Below are 19,625 nucleotides of genomic sequence, written 5' to 3'. Positions count from 1 at the left end.
GTCGGTCCTTCCTTCCGGTCAGCGCGCGGCGGCGCGCGACTGGAACAGCGCCACGCCGCGCAACAGATCCAGCGCGCGGGCGAGCTGGAAGTCGAAGGGCGGCTGCCCGTTCGCCGCCGCCGGAACCGGGGCGTCCGGATCGACCGGAGCCGCGGCGGGCGGCGTGGCGGGGGCGGCCCCCGGCGCCGGAGCGGCGGCGCCCGGTGCGGGCGGGGTGGCGGGCGTGGTGTTGCTGGCACCGGGGGTGCCCGGCGTCGCGGGGCCTCCGGGCGCGCCGGCCGGCGGCTTGGTCGTCGCCGGGCTGGGCGCCCGGTTCTGGTTGGCCGGGTCGGTGTTGCGCAGCGCGCCCTTCAGGTCGGCCTCGCGGCGCCGTGCGGCGGCGTTGGCCTCCAGATCCTCCAGCTTGGCGACGTGCACCTCGATGTCCGGGGTGATGCCGAGCTGCTGGATCGAGCGGCCCGACGGCGTGTAGTAGCGCGCCGTGGTCAGCCGCATGGCGCCGTGGCCGGGCAGCGGGATGATGGTCTGCACCGACCCCTTGCCGAAGGACTGGGTGCCCATGACGATGGCGCGCTTGTGGTCCTGCAGCGCGCCGGCGACGATTTCCGACGCCGAGGCCGAGCCGCCGTTGATCAGGATCACCATCGGCAGCCCCTTGGCGAGGTCACCCGCCTTGGAGTTGAAGCGGGTGCCCTCCTCCGACTTGCGGCCGCGGGTCGACACGATCTCGCCCTTGTCGAGGAAGGTGTCCGACACCGACACCGCCTGGTCGAGCAGGCCGCCGGGGTTGTTGCGCAGATCCAGCACGTAGCCCTTCAGCTTGTCGCCGAGCTGCTGCTGGAGGGAGGTCAGCGCCTTCTCCAGCCCGCTCTGGGTCTGCTCGTTGAAGCTGGTGATGCGGATGTAGCCGATGTCGCCCTCGGTGCGGAAGCGGACGGACTGCACCTTGATGACGGCGCGGGTCAGCGAGACCTCGAACGGCTCGCCGGCGTCGCCGCGGCGGATCGTCACCTTCAACTCGCTGCCCACCGGCCCGCGCATCTTCTCGACCGCGTCGTTCAGGCTGAGGCCCATGACCGCCTCGCCGTTGAGCTGGACGATGTAGTCGCCCGGCTGCAGCCCGGCGCGGAAGGCCGGCGTCTCGTCGATGGGCGAGACGACCTTGACGAGGCCGTTCTCCATCGTGACCTCGATGCCGAGCCCGCCGAACTCGCCCCGGGTCTGCACCTGCATGTCCTGGAAGCTTTTCTTGTTCAGATAGCTCGAATGCGGATCCAGCGAGGTCAGCATCCCGTTGATCGCCGATTCGATCAGCTGTTCGTCGGTGACCTGCTCCACGTATTCGGCACGGACGCGCTCGAAGACGTCACCGAACAGGTTCAATTGCCGGTAGGTCTCCGACGAATTGCTGGACTGCGCGGTGACGGTGGCGACGCCGGCTCCCAGAAACACCAGGGCCGCCGCCGTGGCGGCACGCTTGATCATCCTCATCTACCCTTGTCCTTTCCCCTCGGGGACGCCGAACCCGCGCTGCGGATTGATCGGCTGACCGTTTCGTCGCAGCTCGAAATAGAGATCCGGACTGCCGTCCGCCGGCATGACCGCCACCGGTTCCCCGGTGGCGACCCGTTTGCCGACGGCCGTGTCGATCCGGCCCAAACCCGCAATCAAACTATGATATCCATTGCCGTGTTCCACGATCAAGATCAGCCCATACCCCTTGAAGGGTCCAGCGAACATGATCGACCCGCTTTGTGGCGCGACGACGGTCGCTCCGGCGCGGGTCTGCACGGTGACGCCCCGGCTGGACGCCCCGAATCGGTCGGTCTCGCCGTAGCGCGTGGTCAGCCGCCCGCCGGCCGGCAGCGTCATCCCGGCGATGGCCGGAGGAGCGTCGCCGGAGGGTGAGGAGGGCGGAGCGGCCGGCGCACGGCGGGCCGCCAACGCGCGTTCGCTGGCCTCGCGGGCGGCCTCCCTGGCGGCCTCGTCCTTGGCGCGCTGCTCCTCGGCGGCTTTCAGCGCGGCGGCCTTCTGCTCGGCGGCGCGCAGCTCGGCCAGCTTGCGCTCGGCCTCCTTGCGCTCGGCCTCCTTCTGGGCGGCGAGTTTCCGTTCGGCCTCGCGTTTTTCGGCGAGGCGGCGCTCGGCCTCGCGCCTTTCCGCCTCGCGGCGTTCGGCCTCGCGCTTGGCGGCGGCCTCGGCGGCGGCGCGGCGCTCGGCCTCGATGCGGTCCATCAGTTGACGCAAGTCGGTGGCCTGACCGGCGAGGCTGCCCATGCGCTGGGCGACCTGGACGCGCTCCTCCTCGGTCTGGCGCGACAGCGCCTCGCGGCGGGCGACGAGCCGGGCCATCTCGGCCTGCTTGCCGGCCAGCGCGGTGCGGGTGGCGAGCGCCTTGGCCCGTTGGGCGACCAGCTTCTCGCGGGTCTCCGACAAGGCGGTCAGGGCGGCGGTCAGCGCGTCGGCGCGGGCGCGCAGCGTTGGCACGGTGTCGCGCAGCAGCAGGGCGGAGCGCAGCGTATCCACGGGATTGTCGGGGCGGGCCAGCGCCGCTTCCGGCGGCACGCGGGCCAGCCGTTGCAGGGCGCCGAGCAGCGAGGCGATCTGCTGGCGCTCACCGTCGAGCCGGGCGCTGCGGTCGTGCTCCTCGGCCTCCAGGGCGGCGAGGGAGTCCTCCAGGGCGTCGAGGTCGCGCTCCTGGGCGCGGGCTTGGTCTGCGAGGCCGATCAACTGGCCGCGCAGGCCGTCGAGTTCTTTCTGCAGCGCTTGGGAACGGAGGTCGAGATCCTTGCGGCGCTGGGTGTCGGCCTGGAGTTCCTGCTCGACCCGCTTGAGCGCCGCGCCGGGCGCTTCGGTCTGGGCGTGGGCGGGGGTGGTCAGAAGGGTCAGCGCGACGACGATCCCGGCCATGACTCCCTCTCCCGCCCCGGGAGAGGGAAGGGGCCCGCGAAGCGGGAAGGGTGAGGGGCTATGGGAACATGGATTGCGTACCACGCCCGATAGCCCCTCACCCTCCCCATGCTCCGCATGGGTCCCCTCCCTCTCCCGGGACGGGAGAGGGCACAGGTCCTGGGGACCCGCCATGCCGTCCTTACTCCGCCGCCGCGCGGGCGGCGTCGCGGGTCAGCAGGTTGCGGCCGGTCATCTCGGCCGGCTGAGGCAGGCCCAGCAGGTCCAGCAGCGTCGGCGCGAGGTCGGCCAGACGGCCGCTGCCGATGCGGGCGCCCGCCGGGCCGTTCACCAGCACCAGCGGCACCTTGTCCAGCGTGTGGGCGGTGTGCGGTCCGCCGTTCTCCGGGTCCTTCATCAGCTCGCAATTGCCGTGGTCGGCGGTGATCAGCATGGCGCCACCGGCGCGGCGCACCGCCGCCTCCAGCCGGCCGACGCTCGCGTCCACCGCCTCGACCGCCTTGATCGCGGCGGCGAGGATGCCGGAATGGCCGACCATGTCGGGGTTGGCATAGTTCACCACGATCAGGTCGTACTTGCCCGAATCGACCGCCGCCACCAGCTTGTCGGTGACTTCGGCCGCCGACATCTCGGGCTGGAGGTCGTAGGTCGCGACCTTGGGCGACTGGACCAGGATGCGGTCCTCGCCGGGGTAGACCCGCTCCTCGCCGCCGTTGAAGAAGAAGGTGACGTGCGGGTACTTCTCGGTCTCGGCGATGCGGAGTTGCTTCAGGCCGGCGTCGGACACCACCTCGCCCAGCACCTTGGTCAGGGTCTTGGGCGGGAAGAGGGTGGTCATCAGCTTGGCGAGGCCCGAGGAGTACTCGACCATCCCGACCGCCGCCGACAGGCTGGGCAGCGCGCCACGGTCGAAGCCGTCGAAGGCCGGCTCGACGTAGGCGGCGAGGATCTCGCGCGCCCGGTCGGCGCGGAAGTTCGCCATCAGGATGGCGTCGCCGTCCTTGATCCCGTCATAGTCGCCGACGATCGTCGGCAGGATGAACTCGTCGTGCTGGCCGGCGGCGTAGCTCTGCTCGATGGCTTCCATCGGGTCGGCGGCGCGCTCCCCTTGCGCGAAGGTCATCGCGGCGTAGGCCTTGGCGACGCGGTCCCAGCGCTTGTCGCGGTCCATCGCGTAGTAGCGGCCGATCACCGTCGCCACCTCGACGCCGGGCAGTTCGAACACGTCGGCCATGAATTCGGCGACCTGATCCTTGGCGCTCTGGGGCGGCACGTCGCGGCCGTCGGTGAAGGCGTGGATGGCGACCGGCACGCCCTCGCGCGACAGGATCGCGGCCAGCGCCGCCATGTGCTCCTGGTGCGAGTGGACGCCGCCCGGCGACAGCAGCCCCATCAGGTGGCAGCGCCCGCCGGTCTTCTGCAGCGTCTTGACCAGATCGTAGAGCGCTTGGTTGCGCTCCAGGTCGCCTTCGAGGATGGCGTGGTCGATCATGACGAGGTCCTGGCGGACGACCCGGCCGGCGCCGATGTTCATGTGACCGACCTCGGAATTGCCCATCTGGCCCTTGGGCAGCCCGACCTCCTCCTCGCTGGCGTCGAGGAAGGCGGTCGGCTCGCCGGCCCACAGGCGGTCCCAGTGCGGCGTGTTGCCTTGCGCGATGGCGTTGTCGTCCCGGTCCTCGCGGTAGCCCCAGCCGTCCAGGATGCAGAGGACGACGGGCTTGGGGGGAGTCGAGGGGCGGTTCGTTTCGGTCATCGCGTTGTGCCTCTTGCGGACGGTTTGAGCGTTGGGGTTCGGCGCGTCGTGGCGGCGCCGTTCGGTCGTCAGGATCTGTGATATGGGTGTCCGGCCAGGATTTGCTGCGCCCGATAGATCTGTTCGGCGAGCATGCCGCGCACCAGCATGTGCGGCCAGGTCATCGGGCCGAAGGCCATCAGGAAATCGGCGCGCGCCCGCACCGCGTCGCCATGCCCGTCGGCCCCGCCGATCAGGAAGGCGATGTCGCCGGCCCCCCGGTCGCGCCAGTCGCCGATCTTCGCGGCGAAGGCCTCGCTGGGCAGCGCCTTGCCGCGCTCATCCAGCGCCACGACGACGGCCCCGGCGGGGATGGCGGCGAGCAGGAGTTCCGCCTCCTGCCGCTTCAATTCGTCGGAGGAGAGGCGTTTCTTCACCTCGACCTCCTTCAGGGTGAACGGCCAGCTCAACCGTCCGACATACTCGTCGAACAGGTCGCGCGTCGGTCCACCCCGCGACCGCCCGACGGCGGCGAGCCACAGACGCATGGAACGCGGCCCTCCGCCCGGTCGTTCGTCAGGCGCTCAGCCGGGCCGTGTCGGACGGCGTCGGCAGTTCCAGACCCCACATCTTCTCGATGTTGTAGAAGGTCCGGACCTCGGGCTTGAACAGGTGGACGATGACGTCCCCGGCATCGACCAGCACCCAGTCGGCCTGTTCGAGACCTTCCATCTCGACCCGGCGCAGACCGGCCTGCTTGAGCTTTTCGGCCAGCTTGGCGGCCATGGCGCCGATGTGCCGCGTGTTGCGGCCCGAGGCGACGATCATGTAATCCGCGAAGGTGGTCTTGCCGGCGAGGTCGATGACGGTGACGCCGTCGGCTTGGTCGTCGCCGAGGGACTGTTCGATGAGCGCCTTCAGATCCTGGGGCTCCAGGACCTGGGGAACGGCGGCTGGCCGCGGAGCGGACGCGGCCGTTTCGGTGTGCGTGGTGATGGTTCCAACCTCTTGCAACGGTGTCACGGTCCGGCGGCGCGTGCCTGCCGGATCGCCGTCGCCGAGGCCGTGTGCAGGGGGTTTCGGAAGAACACCCAGGCCGGCCGCTTGCGGCGCGCCAGCCCCTTGACCCCATGCTTGGACACCCGCCGACGGATGTAACGCTGGGCGGCCTGGCCGCTCAACGCACTCAAAGAATAGGTCGGACGGGCGAAAACCGCAACCGGCACCGACTCGAAGATTCGCGTCCAGTGGCGCCAAAGGGGGATCTGCCGCAAATTGTCCGCGCCCATCAACCACACGAAGCGTGTTTTCGGGAAGCGGCGGGTCAGCTCCGCCAGCGTGTCGGCGGTGTAGCGGGTGCCGAGCGCGGTCTCGATGGATGTGGCTTCGATGCGCGGGTGGGCGGCGACCCGGCGCGCCTCGGCGAGACGCTCGGGCAGGGCGGCCATGCCGGCGGCGGGCTTCAGCGGGTTCTGCGGGCTGACCAGCCACCACACCCGGTCGAGGCCCAGCGCCTTCAGGGCGAAGAGGCTGATGTGCCGGTGCCCGGCGTGGGCCGGGTTGAACGATCCGCCGAGCAGGCCGACGGTCAACCCGGCGCAATGGGGGCCGGAGTAGAGGCCCGGCCCTTTTGCCACTGCGGCTTTTCCCTCTCCCGTCCCGAGAGAGGGAAGGGGCCCATGCGGAGCATGGAAAGGGTGAGGGGCTATCGGTTGTGGTACCAAATCCATGTTCCGATAGCCCCTCACCCTTCCCACCGCTTCGCGGCGGGTCCCCTCCCTCTCCCGGGGCGGGAGAGGGCGTTTTCACTACGGCCGCGTCTGGCCATCGCCGCGCACGACATACTTGTAGCTGGTCAACTGCTCCGCGCCCACCGGCCCACGCGCGTGGAACTTGTCGGTGGAGATGCCGATCTCCGCGCCCATGCCGAACTCGCCGCCGTCGGCGAACTGGGTCGAGGCGTTCCACAGCACGATGCCGCTGTCGATCCGGCCGAGGAACCGCTCGGCCGTCGCCGCGTCTTCCGTCAGGATCGACTCGGTGTGGTGCGAGCTGTGGCGGTTGATGTGGTCGATGGCGCCGTCCACCCCGTCCACCACGCCGCAGGCGATGATGGCGTCGAGGTACTCGGTGTCCCAGTCGGCTGCGTCCACCGGCGTCACGCGCGGGTCGGCCGCCTGGGAGGCCTCGTCGCCGCGCACCGCGCAGCCGGCGTCCAGCAGGTCCTTCACCAGCAGCGGCAGCGCCGTGTCGGCGATGGCGCGGTCGACCAGCAGCGTCTCGGCGGCGCCGCAGATCGAGGTGCGGCGCATCTTGGCGTTCAGCACGACCTTGCGCGCCTTCTCCAGATCAGCCGCGGCGTCGACGTAGACGTGGCAGTTGCCGTCGAGATGCTTGATGACCGGCACCCGGCTCTCGTCGGCGATGCGCTGGATCAGCGACTTGCCGCCGCGCGGGATGATCACGTCAATGAAGTCGCGCATTTTCAGCATGTGCCCGACCGCCGCGCGGTCGGTGGTGGGGACGAGCTGAATCGCCGCCTCCGGCAGCCCGGCCTCGCGCAAGCCCTGGGTCAGGCATTCCGCGATGGCGCGCGAGGAACGCACGCTTTCCGAGCCGCCGCGCAGGATGGCGGCGTTGCCCGATTTCAGGCAGATGCCGCCCGCGTCGGCGGTCACGTTGGGCCGGCTCTCGTAGATGATGCCGACGACGCCCAGCGGCACGCGGACGCGCTGGATGTTCAGGCCGTTGGGCCGCGTCCAGTCAGCCAGCACGCCGCCGATGGGATCGGGGAAGTCGGCGATGTCCTCCAGGCCCTTGGCCATCGCCTCGATCCGCTTGTCGTCCAGCGTCAGGCGTTCGCGCAAGGGGCCGGACAGGTCGCGGGCGTTGGCGAGGTCGGCCTCGTTGGCGGCCTTGATCGCGCCGGCACGGGCACGGATGGCCGCAGCGGCCGCCCGTAGTGCCCGATCCTTGTCCGGTCCTGGCACGGTCGCCAGCGCGGCCGAGGCGGCGCGAGCGGCGCGGCCGAGGGACAGCATCTGATCGTGCAAGGCGTCGGTGGTGTCGAGCAGGGCGGACATGGCGCTCTCTTGGTGAAAGGGTATGGCCCGTCAAAGGGACGCGAACCTTAACGAATTGTTCGCGGATGGGAAAGCGGCACGGGCGAATTCCTCTCATGCGGGCGGGGGGCCGCTGCGACGAAAACACAATGGGCCGGAGGGCGCGGGCTGGGGCATAGTCGCCGCCGCTTCCCCGCCGGACAGGGTTCTCCGATGCTGACGCTGCTGCTGATCGTCTCCGCTTTCTTCGCCGGCGTGCTCAACGCCGTGGCCGGCGGCGGCAGCTTCCTGACCTTTCCGGCGCTGGTCCTGGCCGGGGTGCCGCCGCTGAACGCCAACGCCACCAGCACCGTCGCGGTGGCGCCGGGCGCGCTGGCCAGCGCCTACGGCTACCGGCGCGAGCTGGGGAAGATCCGCGAGGTCCATTTGCCGTCCTTCCTGGGCGTCAGCTTGGTCGGCGGGCTGATCGGGGCCTTGCTGCTGCTGTGGACGCCGCAGCGGACCTTCGAGGCGGTGGTGCCCTGGCTGCTGCTGTTCGCGACCGTGCTGTTCGCCTTCGGCCCGACGGCGTCGGCCTGGATCCGGCGCAACTGCACGGTCGGCCACACGGCGGTGCTGGTGACGCAGTTCTTCATCGCCGTCTACGGCGGCTATTTCGGCGGCGGGATCGGCATTCTGATCCTGGCGACGCTGGGCGTCTTCGGCCTGACCGACCTGCACGCGATGAACGGGCTGAAGACCCTGGTGTCGGGCTGCCTGAACGCGGTGGCGGTGGTGGCCTTCGTGCTGGGCGGGGCCGTCTATTGGAACGAAGCGTTGATCATGCTGGTCGCGGCGATGGCCGGCGGCTACGCCGGGGCGGCGGTGGCCCGCCGCATCCCGCCGCCGGTGCTGCGCAAGTTCGTCATCCTCGTCGGCGCGGCGATGACGGTCTACTTCTTCGTCACGAAAGGCTGAGGCGGCACAGTGCGTCCCAGTCGAGCGACGCCGGGTCCTCCACCAGATGGTCCACGGCGTCGAAGACGACCGCCGGGCTCTGCGGCCATGCGATGGTCAGCATGCCCGCCGCCATGGCGCTGCGGGCGCCGGTCGGGCTGTCCTCGATCACCGCGCAGGCCTCCGGCGGCAGGCCCAGCATCCCGGCGGCCTTGAGGTAGGGCTCCGGGTGCGGCTTGCCGTGGACCACGTCCTCGCGGCTGAGCCCGAAGCGGAAATGCCCCAGCCCCATCGCCGCGAGGTTGGCCTGGACCACCGCGCGCCCGCTGTTCGACACGCAGGCCTGCGCCAGCCCGCGCGCCGCGAAGGCTTCCACCAGCGCGAAGGCGCCGTCGCGCGGGCGCACCTCGGCGACACGGGTGACGTAGAGCGCGTTGATCTCGTTCGCCCAATCCTCCATCGCGACCGGCAGGGGGCGCCGCGCGTGGAGTTGGAGGTAATAGTCGCGGAAGGCGACGCCGACCGAGGCGGCGCACTCCTCCTCGGTCAGCTCATGGCCGTAGCCCCGGCAGACGTCGATCATGGCGCGATGGTGCCACGGCTCGCTGTCCATCAGCGTGCCGTCGATGTCCCACAGCACCGCCCGGATCGGCGGGCGTTCCGAAACGCTCACCGGACCACCAGATCGTCGCGGTGCACGATCTCGTCACGGCCGCGGTAGCCCAGCACGTCCTCGATCTCGTGGCTCTTGCGGCCGGCGATGCGCCGGGCGTCCTCGGCGGCGTAGGCGGTCAGGCCGCGCGCCACCTCGCGCCCGTCCAGCGCCCGCACCACCACCACGTCGCCCCGGTCGAACTCGCCGTAAACGGCGGTCACCCCGGCCGGCAGCAGGCTGGCGCCGTGGTTGAGCGCGCGCAGGGCGCCCTCGTCCACGGTCAGCACCCCGGCGGTGTTCATGTGCCCGGCGATCCACGCCTTGCGGGCGCTCGACGGCTCGGCCGAGGGCAGGAACCAAGTGCAGAGCGCGCCACCGTCCTCCGGGCGCTTCTCCAGCGCGGCCAGCGGGTTCATGCGCTTGCCCTTGGCGATGACCATGCGGCAGCCGGCGGCGAGCGCCACCCGCGCCGCCGCGATCTTCGTCACCATGCCGCCGCTGCTGTAGCCCGGCGGCGGCTCGCCGGCCATGTCGACGATGGCGGGGGTCAGCTCGCGCACCGTCGGGATGTGGGTGGCGTCCGGGTCCTTGCGCGGGTCGGCGGTGTAGAGCCCGTCGATGTCCGACAGCAGGATCAGCGTGTCGGCGCTGATCATCTGGGCGACGCGGGCGGCCAGACGGTCGTTGTCGCCGAAGCGGATCTCGGCGGTGGCGACGGTGTCGTTCTCGTTGATGACCGGGACGGCGCCCAGCTTCAGCAGGGTGTCGATGGTGCTGCGGGCGTTCAGGTGCCGCCGCCGCTCCTCGGTGTCCTCCAGCGTCACCAGCACTTGCGCAACGGTCACGTCGTGGCGGGCCAGCGTTTCCTGATAGGCGTGGGCGAGGCGGATCTGGCCGGTGGCTGCCGCCGCCTGTTTCTCCTCAAGCTTCAAGGCGCGGCCGACGAGGCCGAGATGCTCGCGCCCGCAGGCCACGGCGCCGGAGGTGACGATCACCACCTCCTGCCCGCGCTTGCGGCAGGCGGCGACGTCGTCGGCCAGCGCGTCGAGCCAGTCGCGGCGGATTTGCCGCGTCTCGCCGTCCACCAGCAGGGCCGAGCCGATCTTGACGACCAGCCGGCGCGAATCGAGCAGGGTGGGGGACTGAAGGGACTCAAGCACCATGGCGGCCGGTTCCGTCCTTGTCGCTGTCCTTGCCTTCGGAACCGGCCTCCTCCTCCGACTCGTCCTCTTCGGACTCGTCGAGGTCGTCGCCGTCCTCCAGCGCCTCCTCGTCCGACAACTCCTCGTCGAGAGCGTCGTCCTCGGATTCATCCGCTTCCAGGTCTTCGTCCTCGCCGCCGACCCACTCGCCGAGTTCCTCGTCCCACCGCATGCCGCCTTCGTCGTCCGGCAGCTTCTGGCCGACCGGCGGGCGCGGGATGGAGCGGGTGGCCGGAGCGTGGATGACCTCCGGCTCCTCTTCCTTCGATTCCTTGATGACGGTCAGCAGGCGGTACAGCACCTTGTGCACGCCCTGGCCGGTGGCGCCGGACAGCACCATCACCTCGGCGCCCGAGGCTTCCTCCAGCGCCGCCTTCTTCTCCTCGATCTCCTCGTCGAGCAGGGCGTCGGCCTTGTTCAGCCCGATCACCTCCAGCTTGTCGGCGAGGTTGCCGCCATAGGCTTCCAGCTCGTTGCGGATCGTCCGGTAGGAGGCGACGACGTCGTCCGCCGTGCCGTCGACCAGATGCAGCAGGATGCGCGAGCGCTCGACATGGCCGAGGAACCGGTCGCCCAGCCCATGCCCCTCGTGCGCGCCCTCGATCAGGCCGGGGATGTCGGCGATGACGAACTCCTCCTCGCCGGCGCGGACGACGCCCAGGTTGGGGGCCAGCGTGGTGAAGGGGTAGTCGGCGATCTTCGGCTTGGCCGCCGTGGTTGCGGCCAGGAAGGTCGATTTCCCGGCGTTGGGCAGGCCCAGCAACCCGGCGTCGGCGATCAACTTGAGGCGCAGCCACACCCACTGCTCCTGCCCCGGCCAGCCGGGGTGGAACTTGCGCGGCGCGCGGTTGGTCGGAGTCTTGAAGTGGGCGTTGCCGTGCCCGCCGTCGCCGCCGCGCAGGAAGACGCGGCGCTGGCCGGCCTCGGTCAGGTCGCACAGCACGGTCTGCTGGTCCTCGTCGAGGATCTGGGTGCCCACCGGCACGCGCAGGACGACGTCCTCGCCGCGCGCGCCGTTGCGGTTGGCGCCCATGCCGTGATGGCCGCGCTGCGCCTTGAAATGCTGCTTGTAGCGGTAGTCGATCAGCGTGTTCAGGCCGTCCGCCGCCTCGATCACCACGTCGCCGCCGCGACCGCCGTCGCCGCCATCCGGGCCGCCGAACTCGATGTACTTTTCGCGGCGGAACGCCACGGCGCCGGGGCCGCCGTCGCCGCTCTTCAAGAACACCTTGGCCTGATCGAGGAACTTCATGGTGGGACCTTGCCCGTCAGCGAAAAAACAGGAAACCAAAAACAAAAATCGGGGGCCGGTCGCCCGGTCCCCGACTTTATCCCACAACCGTGCGCGCCTGGTAAACCGGCAGCGCGACGACCCGGTTACTCCGCGGCGACCGCCGGGGCCGAATCGTTGGCGGCTTCGACCACGTTGACGTAGGTCCGGCCGTTCGAGCTGTGCTTGAAGAAGACCTGACCGTCGGCCATCGCGAAGATGGTGTGGTCGCGGCCGAGGCCGACGTTCTCGCCCGGGTGGAACTTCGTGCCGCGCTGGCGGACGATGATGTTGCCGGAGATGACGTTCTCGCCGCCGAAACGCTTCACGCCGAGACGGCGACCAGCGGAATCGCGGCCGTTGCGGGACGAACCGCCTGCCTTTTTATGTGCCATGAGGTGTTAACTCCTGTCCTGAAGCGACGCCGGCCGATCAGGCCGCGCCGTTGATCCCGGTGATGCGCAGGACGGTCAGGTCCTGGCGGTGGCCGTTCTTACGGCGGTAGTTCTGGCGGCGCTTCTTCTTGAAGACGATGATCTTCGGGCCGCGATCCTGGGCGACCACCTCGGCCACCACCGCGGCGCCGGCCACCGTCGGGGTGCCGATCGTCGTGTTGCCGGCGTCGCCGACCATCAGCACGTCATCGAGCGTGATGGAAGCGCCAGCTTCGGCTTCAATCTTTTCAACAAGGATCACGTCGCCATTGGCGACCTTGTACTGCTTGCCGCCGGTGCGGATCACTGCAAACATCGTCGTCACTGCCTATGTCAAAACAAACGGCGGGCCGCTCGCCCACCGTTCGATGCGCAAGCCCGTTCATGGGAGCGGGGATCTATACGCAGGTAACGCCGCGAGTCAACAGGCTAGGCAACAGGATTGTTCGCATTTTTCCGCAAAAAAGGGCTTGCGTGCCCGAAACCGTTTGGTTAGGTTCTCGCCACCCCGGAAACGGGGGCGCGGAGGGGTGGCAGAGTGGTCGATTGCACCGCACTCGAAATGCGGCATACCTGTGAGGGTATCGAGAGTTCGAATCTCTCCTCCTCCGCCAAAACATCCCGGTGACGGCGTCGATCGACCTCGATGCAAACGGTTCACTGGATTGCTGTCTCAGCATGCTGACGGCTCCTGGTTGACGCTTTGCCCGGCCGGACGCTTCGAACGAAGCGCCGTCGGGCTTTTGGCGCTTTCGCGCCGCCGTCCCAGCCGTTTTTCCCGGCACCGCTCAAGGAACACAGGGTCCTTCCAGGCATTACCCTGCCCATGGAAACGACCCGCCAGCACGCCGTCCTCCACGATCAGGGGCATTTCGCCCGCAACCTGACCCGCGCGGCGGCCGGGGCGGTGATCTTCGCCTTTCCGATGCTGATGACCATGGAGATGTGGGAGCTCGGCTTCTACATGGACCGGCTGCGGCTGGCGCTGTTCCTGCTGCTGACACTGCCGCTCCTGTTCGGCCTGTCCTATTTCTCGGGCTTCGAGGAGACCTTCTGCTGGCAGGACGACCTGATCGACGCGCTGACCGCGTTCGGCGTCGGCTTCCTGGTGTCGGCCGCGCTGCTGCTGGTGTTCGGGATCCTGACAACCGACCTGCCCCTGTCCCAGATCGTCGGCAAGATCGCGCTGCAGGCCGTGCCGGCCAGCGTCGGCGCCATGGTGGCCCGCACGCAGTTGGGCCAGCAGAAGGAGGAGGACGAGGAGCGCAAGCGACGGTGCTCCTACCCCGGTGAGCTGTTCCTGATGGCGGCGGGCGCGCTGTTCGTCGGCTTCAACGTCGCGCCGACCGAGGAGATGATCCTGATCGCCTACAAGATGACGCCGTGGCACGCGTTGGCCCTGGCGGTCCTGTCGGTGGTCCTGCTCCACCTCTTTGTCTACACGGTCGGCTTCGCCGGGCAGGAGAGCCGGGGTCGGGACGGCTTCGGCCGCGTCTTCCTGCGCTTCACGGTGGCCGGCTACGGCGTGGCCCTGCTGATGAGCTTCTATCTGTTGTGGACGTTCGAGCGGGTGGGCGGCCTGTCGCTGCCGGAGTTGGTGACCGCCATCGTGGTGCTGGGATTCCCCGCGGCGCTGGGCGCCGCCACGGCCCGGCTGATCATATGAAGGGAGGTTTGCCATGACCGACATCGGCCGGCGGGACCGCGTCGCTTCCGACACCGCCTCCGACGCTCCCTCCGACCGGGAGTCCGGAAACGAATCGGCGTCCGTCTCCTGGCTGGCGCGGATCGCGTCGGCGGTCGGGCTGGTGCTCTTCCTGGGGTCGGTCGGGGTGCTCGGCTACGACGGGCTGTTCCGCAGCGGCGGCGACCCGGTGATCGCCTTGGCCGTCGAGGGCGTGCGCCACGACGGAAACCGTTGGCACGCCCGCATCCGGGTGGAGAACACCGGGGAAGGGACCGCCGCCCGCGTCCGGGTGGTTGGCGAACTGATGTCCGGCGATTCCGTGCTGGAAACGGCGGAGGCCGATTTTGACTATCTGCCCGCTGGCTCGACCCAGCGCGGCGGCCTGTATTTCGACCGCAACGCCGAGACCAACCCGGTGCGCCTGCGCGTGCTGGGCTACGCGGTGCCTTGAGCGAAAGCTCGGCAAAGAAAAAGCCGGTCGATCCAGAGACCGACCGGCTTTCCTGATGGTAGCAGCGGAGGGATTTGAACCCCCGACCAAGGGATTATGATTCCCCTGCTCTACCACTGAGCTACGCTGCCATCGTGCCCGGTCGTTTCCGGCCGGGCCGCTTCTATAGGACAGGGTGCCGTTTCCTGTCAAGCGTCCGAAATGAAGTTTTTTCGGCTTTTTCTAAGAGGCCGTCGCGGCGATCCAGCCGCCCCCCAGAACGCGTTCACCCTGGTACACGACGCAGGCTTGGCCGGGGGCGATTCCGTGCTGCGGCTCGTGCAGGTCCACCCGCGCGGTGCCGTCCGGGCCGACGCTCCAGGTCGCGGCGGCGGGTGGTTGGGCGGAGCGCAGCTTGACCGACACCTCCAGCCCCTCGCTCTCGGGAAGGGCGGGGCCGAGCCAGTTGATCTCGCGCAGCGTCACCACCGACCGCGCCAGATCGCGGCGCGGGCCGACGACGACCCGGCGGCGCGCCGGCTCCAGCCGCACCACGTAGAGCGCCTGCTCCTCCTCGCCGCGCAAGCCCCCGATGCCCAGCCCCTTGCGCTGCCCGACCGTGTAATGGACGACGCCCCGGTGCCGGCCCAGCACACGGCCGTCGACGTGGACGATGTCGCCGGGCTCGACCGAGCCGGGGCGTAGCTTGGCCACCACCTCGGCGTAGTCGCCGTTGGGGACGAAGCAGATGTCCTGGCTGTCGGGCTTGGCCGCCACCTCCAGCCCGTGGCGCTCGGCCAGCGCGCGGGTCTCCGGCTTGGTCAGGCCGCCAAGCGGGAAGCGCAGGAAGTCCAACTGCTCGCGCGTGGTGGCGAACAGGAAATAGCTCTGGTCCTTGGCCGGGTCGATGGCGCGGTGCAGCTCCGCGCCGTGGGTACCCTCGACGCGGCGCACGTAATGGCCGGTCGCCAGCGCCTCGGCGCCGAGGTCGCGGGCGGTGTTCAGCAGGTCGCGGAACTTGACGCGCTGGTTGCAGCGCACGCAGGGGATCGGGGTCTCGCCGCGCAGGTAGCTGTCGGCGAAATCGTCCATCACATCCTGGGAGAAACGGCCCTCGTAATCCAGCACGTAGTGCGGGATGCCGATGCGCTCGGCCACCTGACGGGCGTCGTAGATGTCCTGGCCCGCGCAGCAGGCGCCGGGTTTCTGCACCGCCAGCCCATGGTCGTAGAGCTGAAGCGTGATGCCGACGACGTCGTACCCCTCCTCCCGCAGCACGGCCGCGGTGACGGAGGAATCCACCCCGCCGGACATGGCCACGACGACGCGGGTGTCCTGGGGGCGTTTGGAGAGACCGAGGGAGTTCATGGCGCCTTATATGGAGAGCGCGCCGGGCGGGGGTAGGGGCGTCGCCGCCAGGGCCTGCACGGCACCGGAAAACGGTGCGGCGCCCCGGCGGTTCGGGCCACCCGCGTCCCGGCCTTACTTCTGCGCGTTGTTGCTGCCGCCCGGCAGGCGGACGACCAGACCGTCGAGTTCCTCGGTCATGATGATCTGGCAGCCCAGCCGCGAGGTCTTGGTCAGGCCGAAGGCGAGATCCAGCATGTCTTCCTCGTCCTCCGCCGCGTCGGGCAGCACGTCGTACCATTCCGGCTCGATCACCACATGGCAGGTGGAGCAGGCGAGCGAGCCCTCGCAGGCGCCCTCCAGGTCCAGGCTGTGCTTGTGGGCGATCTCCAGCACGGACAGGCCGAGCGGGGCTTCGACCTCGCGGCGGTTGCCGTCGGTCTCGATGAACGTCATCTTTGGCATGGGAATCCTCGTGTCGTTGGGTGGGGGCGCGGGTTCAGGTGCGGGGCGCCGACAGGATGGCGCGGCGGGCGGCGGCCTCGGCGGCCAGCGCCTCCAACCCTTCCAGCCGGGCCAGGATGCGCGCGGCGGCCCCGGTCTTCGCGGGGGCGGGCTTCTCGGGATCGGCCAGGGCCTTGGCGAAGGCCGGTCCCAGATACTTGATGCAGGACTCGATCCGGCCGGCGATGTCCAGGCCGAGCCGGTCCAGCGCGGTGCCGTCGGCCGCCGCCGCCGATAGGGCGTCGGTCAGCGTGGCCACGTCGTCGTCGGGATCGGCCTCGCCGGAGGCCGAAGACGCGCCGCCCAGCAGGGCGAGCAGGGCGTGGGCGCGGCGGACCGGGTCGCGCAGCGTCTCGAAGGCCTCATGCAGCGCGTCGGCCTGCGCCTTGGCGTTGGCCTGCTCGCGCAGGCCCTTGGCGGCGAAGCGCTGCGGATCCAGGGCGCGGCCGAAGCCGGCGTGCTGGCGGGCCAGTTGGGCGGGGTCGAGGTCGAAGCGGCGCTCCATCCCCAGCCGCGCGAAGGGATCGAGCGCGCGCGGCGGCTGGATCGCGCCGCAGGCGTGGCAGAACAGCGCGCGCTGGGCCACCGGGGCGCCGCACGACCAGCACGGTTCCAGATCGCCGGCGATGCTGCCGGGGCTGCCGCCCGCGCGGGGGCCGGGGGGACCGGATTCGGAACGGGTCATGCGTGCTGTCCATCGAAACGCCAAGACGATCGGCCACACGACAGGCCGCTCGTCGGTGCTCCAGCCGCGTCATACCCAGAACCGCGAGCCGGCGCAATGTGCGAATTCAGCACGGCGCGGCCGGGCGGCCATGGGCATGGCGAAGAGGTGCGGGGCGGGTCACGCCCGGCCGCTCCGCCGGGCCACGGTGATCCAGGCCGCCAGGAAGCGGTCGACCGCCTCGTCGTCGCTGGTCCAGCCCAGGCTGACGCGGATCGCCGAGGATGCGGCGGTGGCGTCCTCGCCCATCGCGGCCAGCACATGCGACGGTTTGACCTTGCCGCTGGAGCAGGCCGATCCGGCGCTGACCGCGACCCCGGCCAGATCGAGCCCCATCACCTGGGTCTCGCCGGGAACGCCGGGCAGCACGAGGCAGCTGGTGTTGGCGACCCTCGCGGCCGAGGCCCCCATCACGCGGGCCTGCGGCACGGCGGCCAGGGCCTCGCGTTCCAGACGGTCGCGCAGGGCCGCGAGGTCGGCGGCGGCGGCGATCTCCTCCAGCGCCAGCCGGGCCGCCGCGCCGAAGCCGACGATCCCCAGCAGGTTCTCGGTGCCGGCGCGCTTGCGCCGCTCCTGCCCGCCGCCCCGGATCAGGGCGTCGGGCTCCAGCCCCTCGGCCAGCACCAGCGCGCCGACTCCCGCCGGCCCGCCCAGCTTGTGGGCGGACAGCGTCATCAGGTCGGCGCCCAGCGCGCCGAAGGAGAAGGCCAGCCGCCCGGCCGCCTGCACCGCGTCGCAATGCAGCAGCGCGCCCCGCGCGTGGGCGAGGGCGGCGGCGTCAGCCACCGGCTGGATCACCCCGGTCTCGTTGTTGGCGAGCATCAGCGACAGCAGGGCGGGACCGGCCGTGTCCGCCAGGATCCGCTCCAGCGCCGCCAGATCGGCGGTGCCGTCGGGCTGGACGGGCAGACGCTGCGTGTCCTGGCTCTCCGTCAGGGGAGCCGCCGCCAGGGCCGAATCATGCTCGATGGCCGAGACCAGCACGGTCCGTCCGGAGAAGCCGCGCAGCGCGAGGTTGTTGGCCTCCGTCCCGCTGCCGGTGAACAGCACCTGCGCCGGCTTGACGCCGGCCAAAGCCGCCACGGCGGCGCGCGCCTCGTCGACCGCGCGCCGGGCGGTGCGCCCGAAGGCGTGGACCGAGGACGGGTTGCCGACGAGATCCATCGCCTGGACCATCGCCGCCTTCACCGCCGGCTTCAGCGGGGTGGTGGCGTTGTGGTCCAGGTAGACGCGGCCGTCGCGGGACACCGCCGCCCCGCTGGGCGCCCGGCTCACGACACTCACTCGGCGGCGACGGCCGTGTCGGCGGCGGGCAGCGGACGGCCGCCCAGCAGCAGGCCGCTGGTGCCGATGATCCGGCGCTCCACCACGTCGGCGACGGTGACCGAACTGAGATACATGTGGATCTGGTTGCCCAGCTCCTCCCACAGGTCGTGGGTCAGGCAGCGCGAGCGGTTGGTGCGGCAGCCCTGCGGCGTGCCGTTGGCGCAGCGGGTGGTGCGGATCGGCTCGTCCACCGCCAGGATGATGTCGGACACGCGGGTCGCGTCCGCCGGGTGGGCCAGCAGATAGCCGCCGCCGGGGCCGCGCACGCTCTTGACCAGACCGCCCTTGCGCAGCTTGGCGAAGAGCTGTTCCAGGTAGGACAGGGAGATTTCCTGCCGTTCGGCGATGTCGGCGAGCGCGACGGGGCTGCCCTGGCTGGTCGCGGCCAGATCGACCATGGCCATCACGGCGTAACGTCCCTTGGTGCTCAGTCTCATCGCGTGTCTCCTTGCGCTTCCCGAATCCCGCCGTTGCGGGGGATGATCGTTTCGGAATGGGGGGTGTCGGTGGTTTCCAGCGCCGCGACGCGGGCCTGCAACGCCGTCATGTGGTCGAGCAGGCCGGACAGGGCGCGGGCCACGGGGTCGGGGGTGTCGCCGCAGGGCGTGCCATAGGGCAGGAAGGGCTGGGGCGTCGGCGGAATCCGCGCGCTCACCGGCTTGGCCGGGATGCCGACCACCGCGACGCCGGGGGCCACGTCGGCCACCACCACCGCGTTGGCGCCGATGCGGGCGCCCTCGCCGATGGTGATGGCGCCGAGGATCTTGGCGCCGGCCCCGACGATGACGCCGTCGCCCAGCGTCGGGTGGCGCTTGCCGGGATTGAGCGAGGTGCCGCCCAGCGTGACGCCGTGGTACAGCATCACGTCGTCACCGATCTCCGCCGTCTCGCCGATGACGACGCCCATGCCGTGGTCGATGAAGAAGCGGCGGCCGATGGTGGCGCCGGGGTGGATCTCGATGCCGGTCAGCGAGCGGGCGACCTGCGAGACGAGCCGTGCGGCCAGAGGCCAGCCGGCGTCGCGGCAGCGCCGCGCCACCCGGTGCAGCAGGATCGCGTGGAGACCGGGGTAGCACAAGGCCACCTCCAGCCGGGACCGCGCGGCGGGGTCGCGCGCCATGATCCCGTCGATCTCTTCGCGAAGATGCTTGAACACGCCATCACCCGCCGTGGTATAGTCCGCCGCTCTCGCTGGAAGAGCGATCTTTCACGAGTTCCCAATCGGGACGTCCCGATCGGAACACCCCATCGGCCGGCCCTCGCGGGCGGGTTCACGGGTGCGGACAAGCGGGTTGCCTCGGAGGACACTGCGACGCATATATGATGACCAAGCAAAATGGTCAAGAATTGTGTGCGAAAACCCCCACTCCATGACGGGAAAATCCGTCAGCGTGCCGGGGCGGCCG

The 19,625-nt window shown here is 70.3% G+C and carries 21 protein-coding genes and 2 tRNA genes; 4 read left to right on the top strand and 19 right to left on the bottom strand.

The features are described 5' to 3' along the window. Positions 1-18: 18 nt before the first annotated feature. The 7 genes from EJ913_RS07570 to EJ913_RS07540 all read right to left on the bottom strand — a co-directional run bounded on the left by EJ913_RS07570 (position 19) and on the right by EJ913_RS07540 (position 7,725). Complete coding sequence (locus tag EJ913_RS07570) at positions 19-1,491, bottom strand: S41 family peptidase (protein WP_126996375.1); 1,473 nt, start codon at positions 1,489-1,491, stop codon at positions 19-21. After that, the gene (locus EJ913_RS07565) at positions 1,492-2,907 is read right to left on the bottom strand and encodes a murein hydrolase activator EnvC family protein (RefSeq protein WP_244939280.1); all 1,416 of its coding nucleotides are present in this window, start codon (positions 2,905-2,907) and stop codon (positions 1,492-1,494) included. It lies immediately after the preceding gene. 181 nt (positions 2,908-3,088) lie between these two features. Beyond that, a complete protein-coding gene (gpmI, locus tag EJ913_RS07560; protein WP_126996371.1) occupies positions 3,089-4,663 on the bottom strand; it encodes a 2,3-bisphosphoglycerate-independent phosphoglycerate mutase in 1,575 nt (524 codons plus the stop codon). A gap of 68 nt (positions 4,664-4,731) precedes the next feature. After that, the gene (gene rlmH / locus EJ913_RS07555) at positions 4,732-5,190 is read right to left on the bottom strand and encodes a 23S rRNA (pseudouridine(1915)-N(3))-methyltransferase RlmH (RefSeq protein WP_126996369.1); all 459 of its coding nucleotides are present in this window, start codon (positions 5,188-5,190) and stop codon (positions 4,732-4,734) included. Between the two features lie 28 nt (positions 5,191-5,218). Beyond that, positions 5,219-5,665 carry a ribosome silencing factor gene (gene rsfS, locus EJ913_RS07550; RefSeq protein WP_126996367.1) on the bottom strand — a complete coding sequence of 149 codons (447 nt, stop codon included), beginning with the start codon at positions 5,663-5,665 and terminating at the stop codon, positions 5,219-5,221. Further along, entirely contained in the window at positions 5,662-6,279 is a 618-nt protein-coding gene (locus tag EJ913_RS07545) for a nicotinate-nucleotide adenylyltransferase (protein ID WP_244939279.1), read from the bottom strand. Before EJ913_RS07545 ends, rsfS begins: the two co-directional genes overlap by 4 nt. Before the next feature lie 171 nt (positions 6,280-6,450). Beyond that, the gene (locus EJ913_RS07540; RefSeq protein WP_126996363.1) at positions 6,451-7,725 is read right to left on the bottom strand and encodes a glutamate-5-semialdehyde dehydrogenase; all 1,275 of its coding nucleotides are present in this window, start codon (positions 7,723-7,725) and stop codon (positions 6,451-6,453) included. Between the two features lie 192 nt (positions 7,726-7,917). Between EJ913_RS07540 and EJ913_RS07535 the strand changes: the two genes are divergently transcribed. Next, on the top strand, positions 7,918-8,661 hold the full coding sequence (locus EJ913_RS07535) for a sulfite exporter TauE/SafE family protein (protein WP_126996361.1): 744 nt from the start codon (positions 7,918-7,920) through the stop codon (positions 8,659-8,661). On the opposite strand, the gene EJ913_RS07530 is transcribed toward EJ913_RS07535, so the two are convergent. The 5 genes from EJ913_RS07530 to rplU all read right to left on the bottom strand — a co-directional run bounded on the left by EJ913_RS07530 (position 8,648) and on the right by rplU (position 12,517). Next, the gene (locus tag EJ913_RS07530) at positions 8,648-9,313 is read right to left on the bottom strand and encodes an HAD family hydrolase (protein ID WP_244939278.1); all 666 of its coding nucleotides are present in this window, start codon (positions 9,311-9,313) and stop codon (positions 8,648-8,650) included. The genes EJ913_RS07535 and EJ913_RS07530 overlap by 14 nt on opposite strands. Next, on the bottom strand, positions 9,310-10,458 hold the full coding sequence (proB, locus tag EJ913_RS07525) for a glutamate 5-kinase (protein ID WP_126996359.1): 1,149 nt from the start codon (positions 10,456-10,458) through the stop codon (positions 9,310-9,312). Before proB ends, EJ913_RS07530 begins: the two co-directional genes overlap by 4 nt. Next, complete coding sequence (gene obgE, locus EJ913_RS07520) at positions 10,448-11,749, bottom strand: GTPase ObgE (protein WP_126996357.1); 1,302 nt, start codon at positions 11,747-11,749, stop codon at positions 10,448-10,450. Before obgE ends, proB begins: the two co-directional genes overlap by 11 nt. 125 nt (positions 11,750-11,874) lie before the next feature. Next, positions 11,875-12,162: a 50S ribosomal protein L27 gene (rpmA, locus tag EJ913_RS07515; RefSeq protein WP_126996355.1), complete on the bottom strand. Its 288-nt coding sequence runs from the start codon at positions 12,160-12,162 to the stop codon at positions 11,875-11,877. A 37-nt stretch (positions 12,163-12,199) separates the two neighbouring features. Beyond that, positions 12,200-12,517, bottom strand: a complete 318-nt coding sequence (gene rplU, locus EJ913_RS07510) for a 50S ribosomal protein L21 (protein WP_126996353.1) — start codon at positions 12,515-12,517, stop codon at positions 12,200-12,202. 208 nt (positions 12,518-12,725) lie between these two features. On the opposite strand from rplU, the gene EJ913_RS07505 reads away from it, so the two are divergent. The 3 genes from EJ913_RS07505 (at position 12,726) to EJ913_RS07495 (ending at position 14,339) form a co-directional block, all read left to right on the top strand. Further along, positions 12,726-12,815: transfer RNA gene (locus EJ913_RS07505), tRNA-Ser, on the top strand. A 212-nt stretch (positions 12,816-13,027) separates the two neighbouring features. Further along, the gene (locus tag EJ913_RS07500) at positions 13,028-13,867 is read left to right on the top strand and encodes a TIGR02587 family membrane protein (RefSeq protein WP_126996351.1); all 840 of its coding nucleotides are present in this window, start codon (positions 13,028-13,030) and stop codon (positions 13,865-13,867) included. A 13-nt stretch (positions 13,868-13,880) separates the two neighbouring features. Further along, entirely contained in the window at positions 13,881-14,339 is a 459-nt protein-coding gene (locus tag EJ913_RS07495) for a hypothetical protein (RefSeq protein WP_185909706.1), read from the top strand. Between the two features lie 56 nt (positions 14,340-14,395). Here EJ913_RS07495 and EJ913_RS07490 read toward each other — a convergent pair. The 7 genes from EJ913_RS07490 to cysE all read right to left on the bottom strand — a co-directional run bounded on the left by EJ913_RS07490 (position 14,396) and on the right by cysE (position 19,375). Next, a tRNA-Met gene (locus EJ913_RS07490) sits at positions 14,396-14,470 on the bottom strand. Positions 14,471-14,561: 91 nt separating this feature from the next. Beyond that, complete coding sequence (mnmA, locus tag EJ913_RS07485) at positions 14,562-15,686, bottom strand: tRNA 2-thiouridine(34) synthase MnmA (protein WP_126996344.1); 1,125 nt, start codon at positions 15,684-15,686, stop codon at positions 14,562-14,564. Positions 15,687-15,800: 114 nt separating this feature from the next. Further along, the gene (locus tag EJ913_RS07480; protein ID WP_126996342.1) at positions 15,801-16,130 is read right to left on the bottom strand and encodes a ferredoxin family 2Fe-2S iron-sulfur cluster binding protein; all 330 of its coding nucleotides are present in this window, start codon (positions 16,128-16,130) and stop codon (positions 15,801-15,803) included. 34 nt (positions 16,131-16,164) lie between these two features. Beyond that, positions 16,165-16,854 carry a molecular chaperone DnaJ gene (locus tag EJ913_RS07475; protein WP_126996340.1) on the bottom strand — a complete coding sequence of 230 codons (690 nt, stop codon included), beginning with the start codon at positions 16,852-16,854 and terminating at the stop codon, positions 16,165-16,167. 159 nt (positions 16,855-17,013) lie between these two features. Next, positions 17,014-18,168 (bottom strand): cysteine desulfurase family protein, encoded by a 1,155-nt coding sequence (locus tag EJ913_RS07470; protein ID WP_238519686.1) that lies wholly within the window; start codon positions 18,166-18,168, stop codon positions 17,014-17,016. Positions 18,169-18,173: 5 nt separating this feature from the next. Next, entirely contained in the window at positions 18,174-18,656 is a 483-nt protein-coding gene (locus tag EJ913_RS07465) for an Rrf2 family transcriptional regulator (protein ID WP_126996338.1), read from the bottom strand. Further along, positions 18,653-19,375: a serine O-acetyltransferase gene (cysE, locus tag EJ913_RS07460; RefSeq protein ID WP_126996336.1), complete on the bottom strand. Its 723-nt coding sequence runs from the start codon at positions 19,373-19,375 to the stop codon at positions 18,653-18,655. The genes EJ913_RS07465 and cysE overlap by 4 nt, the downstream gene beginning before the upstream one ends. Positions 19,376-19,625: the final 250 nt, after the last annotated feature.

It is taken from the genome of Azospirillum doebereinerae (assembly GCF_003989665.1).
GTDB lineage: Bacteria > Pseudomonadota > Alphaproteobacteria > Azospirillales > Azospirillaceae > Azospirillum > Azospirillum doebereinerae.
Note: the sequence above shows the minus strand (reverse complement) of the source record. Positions and strands in the feature narration are given on the sequence as shown.

Bases quoted from the DNA above. Each gene is read 5' to 3' on its own strand.
- mnmA (WP_126996344.1), bottom strand. From the start codon at position 15,686: ATGAACTCCCTCGGTCTCTCCAAACGCCCCCAGGACACCCGCGTCGTC.
- EJ913_RS07570 (WP_126996375.1), bottom strand. From the start codon at position 1,491: ATGAGGATGATCAAGCGTGCCGCCACGGCGGCGGCCCTGGTGTTTCTG.
- EJ913_RS07495 (WP_185909706.1), top strand. From the start codon at position 13,881: ATGACCGACATCGGCCGGCGGGACCGCGTCGCTTCCGACACCGCCTCC.
- proB (WP_126996359.1), bottom strand. From the start codon at position 10,458: ATGGTGCTTGAGTCCCTTCAGTCCCCCACCCTGCTCGATTCGCGCCGG.
- EJ913_RS07475 (WP_126996340.1), bottom strand. From the start codon at position 16,854: ATGACCCGTTCCGAATCCGGTCCCCCCGGCCCCCGCGCGGGCGGCAGC.
- EJ913_RS07535 (WP_126996361.1), top strand. From the start codon at position 7,918: ATGCTGACGCTGCTGCTGATCGTCTCCGCTTTCTTCGCCGGCGTGCTC.
- EJ913_RS07500 (WP_126996351.1), top strand. From the start codon at position 13,028: ATGGAAACGACCCGCCAGCACGCCGTCCTCCACGATCAGGGGCATTTC.
- gpmI (WP_126996371.1), bottom strand. From the start codon at position 4,663: ATGACCGAAACGAACCGCCCCTCGACTCCCCCCAAGCCCGTCGTCCTC.
- obgE (WP_126996357.1), bottom strand. From the start codon at position 11,749: ATGAAGTTCCTCGATCAGGCCAAGGTGTTCTTGAAGAGCGGCGACGGC.
- EJ913_RS07540 (WP_126996363.1), bottom strand. From the start codon at position 7,725: ATGTCCGCCCTGCTCGACACCACCGACGCCTTGCACGATCAGATGCTG.
- EJ913_RS07565 (WP_244939280.1), bottom strand. From the start codon at position 2,907: ATGGCCGGGATCGTCGTCGCGCTGACCCTTCTGACCACCCCCGCCCAC.
- rpmA (WP_126996355.1), bottom strand. From the start codon at position 12,162: ATGGCACATAAAAAGGCAGGCGGTTCGTCCCGCAACGGCCGCGATTCC.
- EJ913_RS07480 (WP_126996342.1), bottom strand. From the start codon at position 16,130: ATGCCAAAGATGACGTTCATCGAGACCGACGGCAACCGCCGCGAGGTC.
- rlmH (WP_126996369.1), bottom strand. From the start codon at position 5,190: ATGCGTCTGTGGCTCGCCGCCGTCGGGCGGTCGCGGGGTGGACCGACG.
- rplU (WP_126996353.1), bottom strand. From the start codon at position 12,517: ATGTTTGCAGTGATCCGCACCGGCGGCAAGCAGTACAAGGTCGCCAAT.
- EJ913_RS07465 (WP_126996338.1), bottom strand. From the start codon at position 18,656: ATGAGACTGAGCACCAAGGGACGTTACGCCGTGATGGCCATGGTCGAT.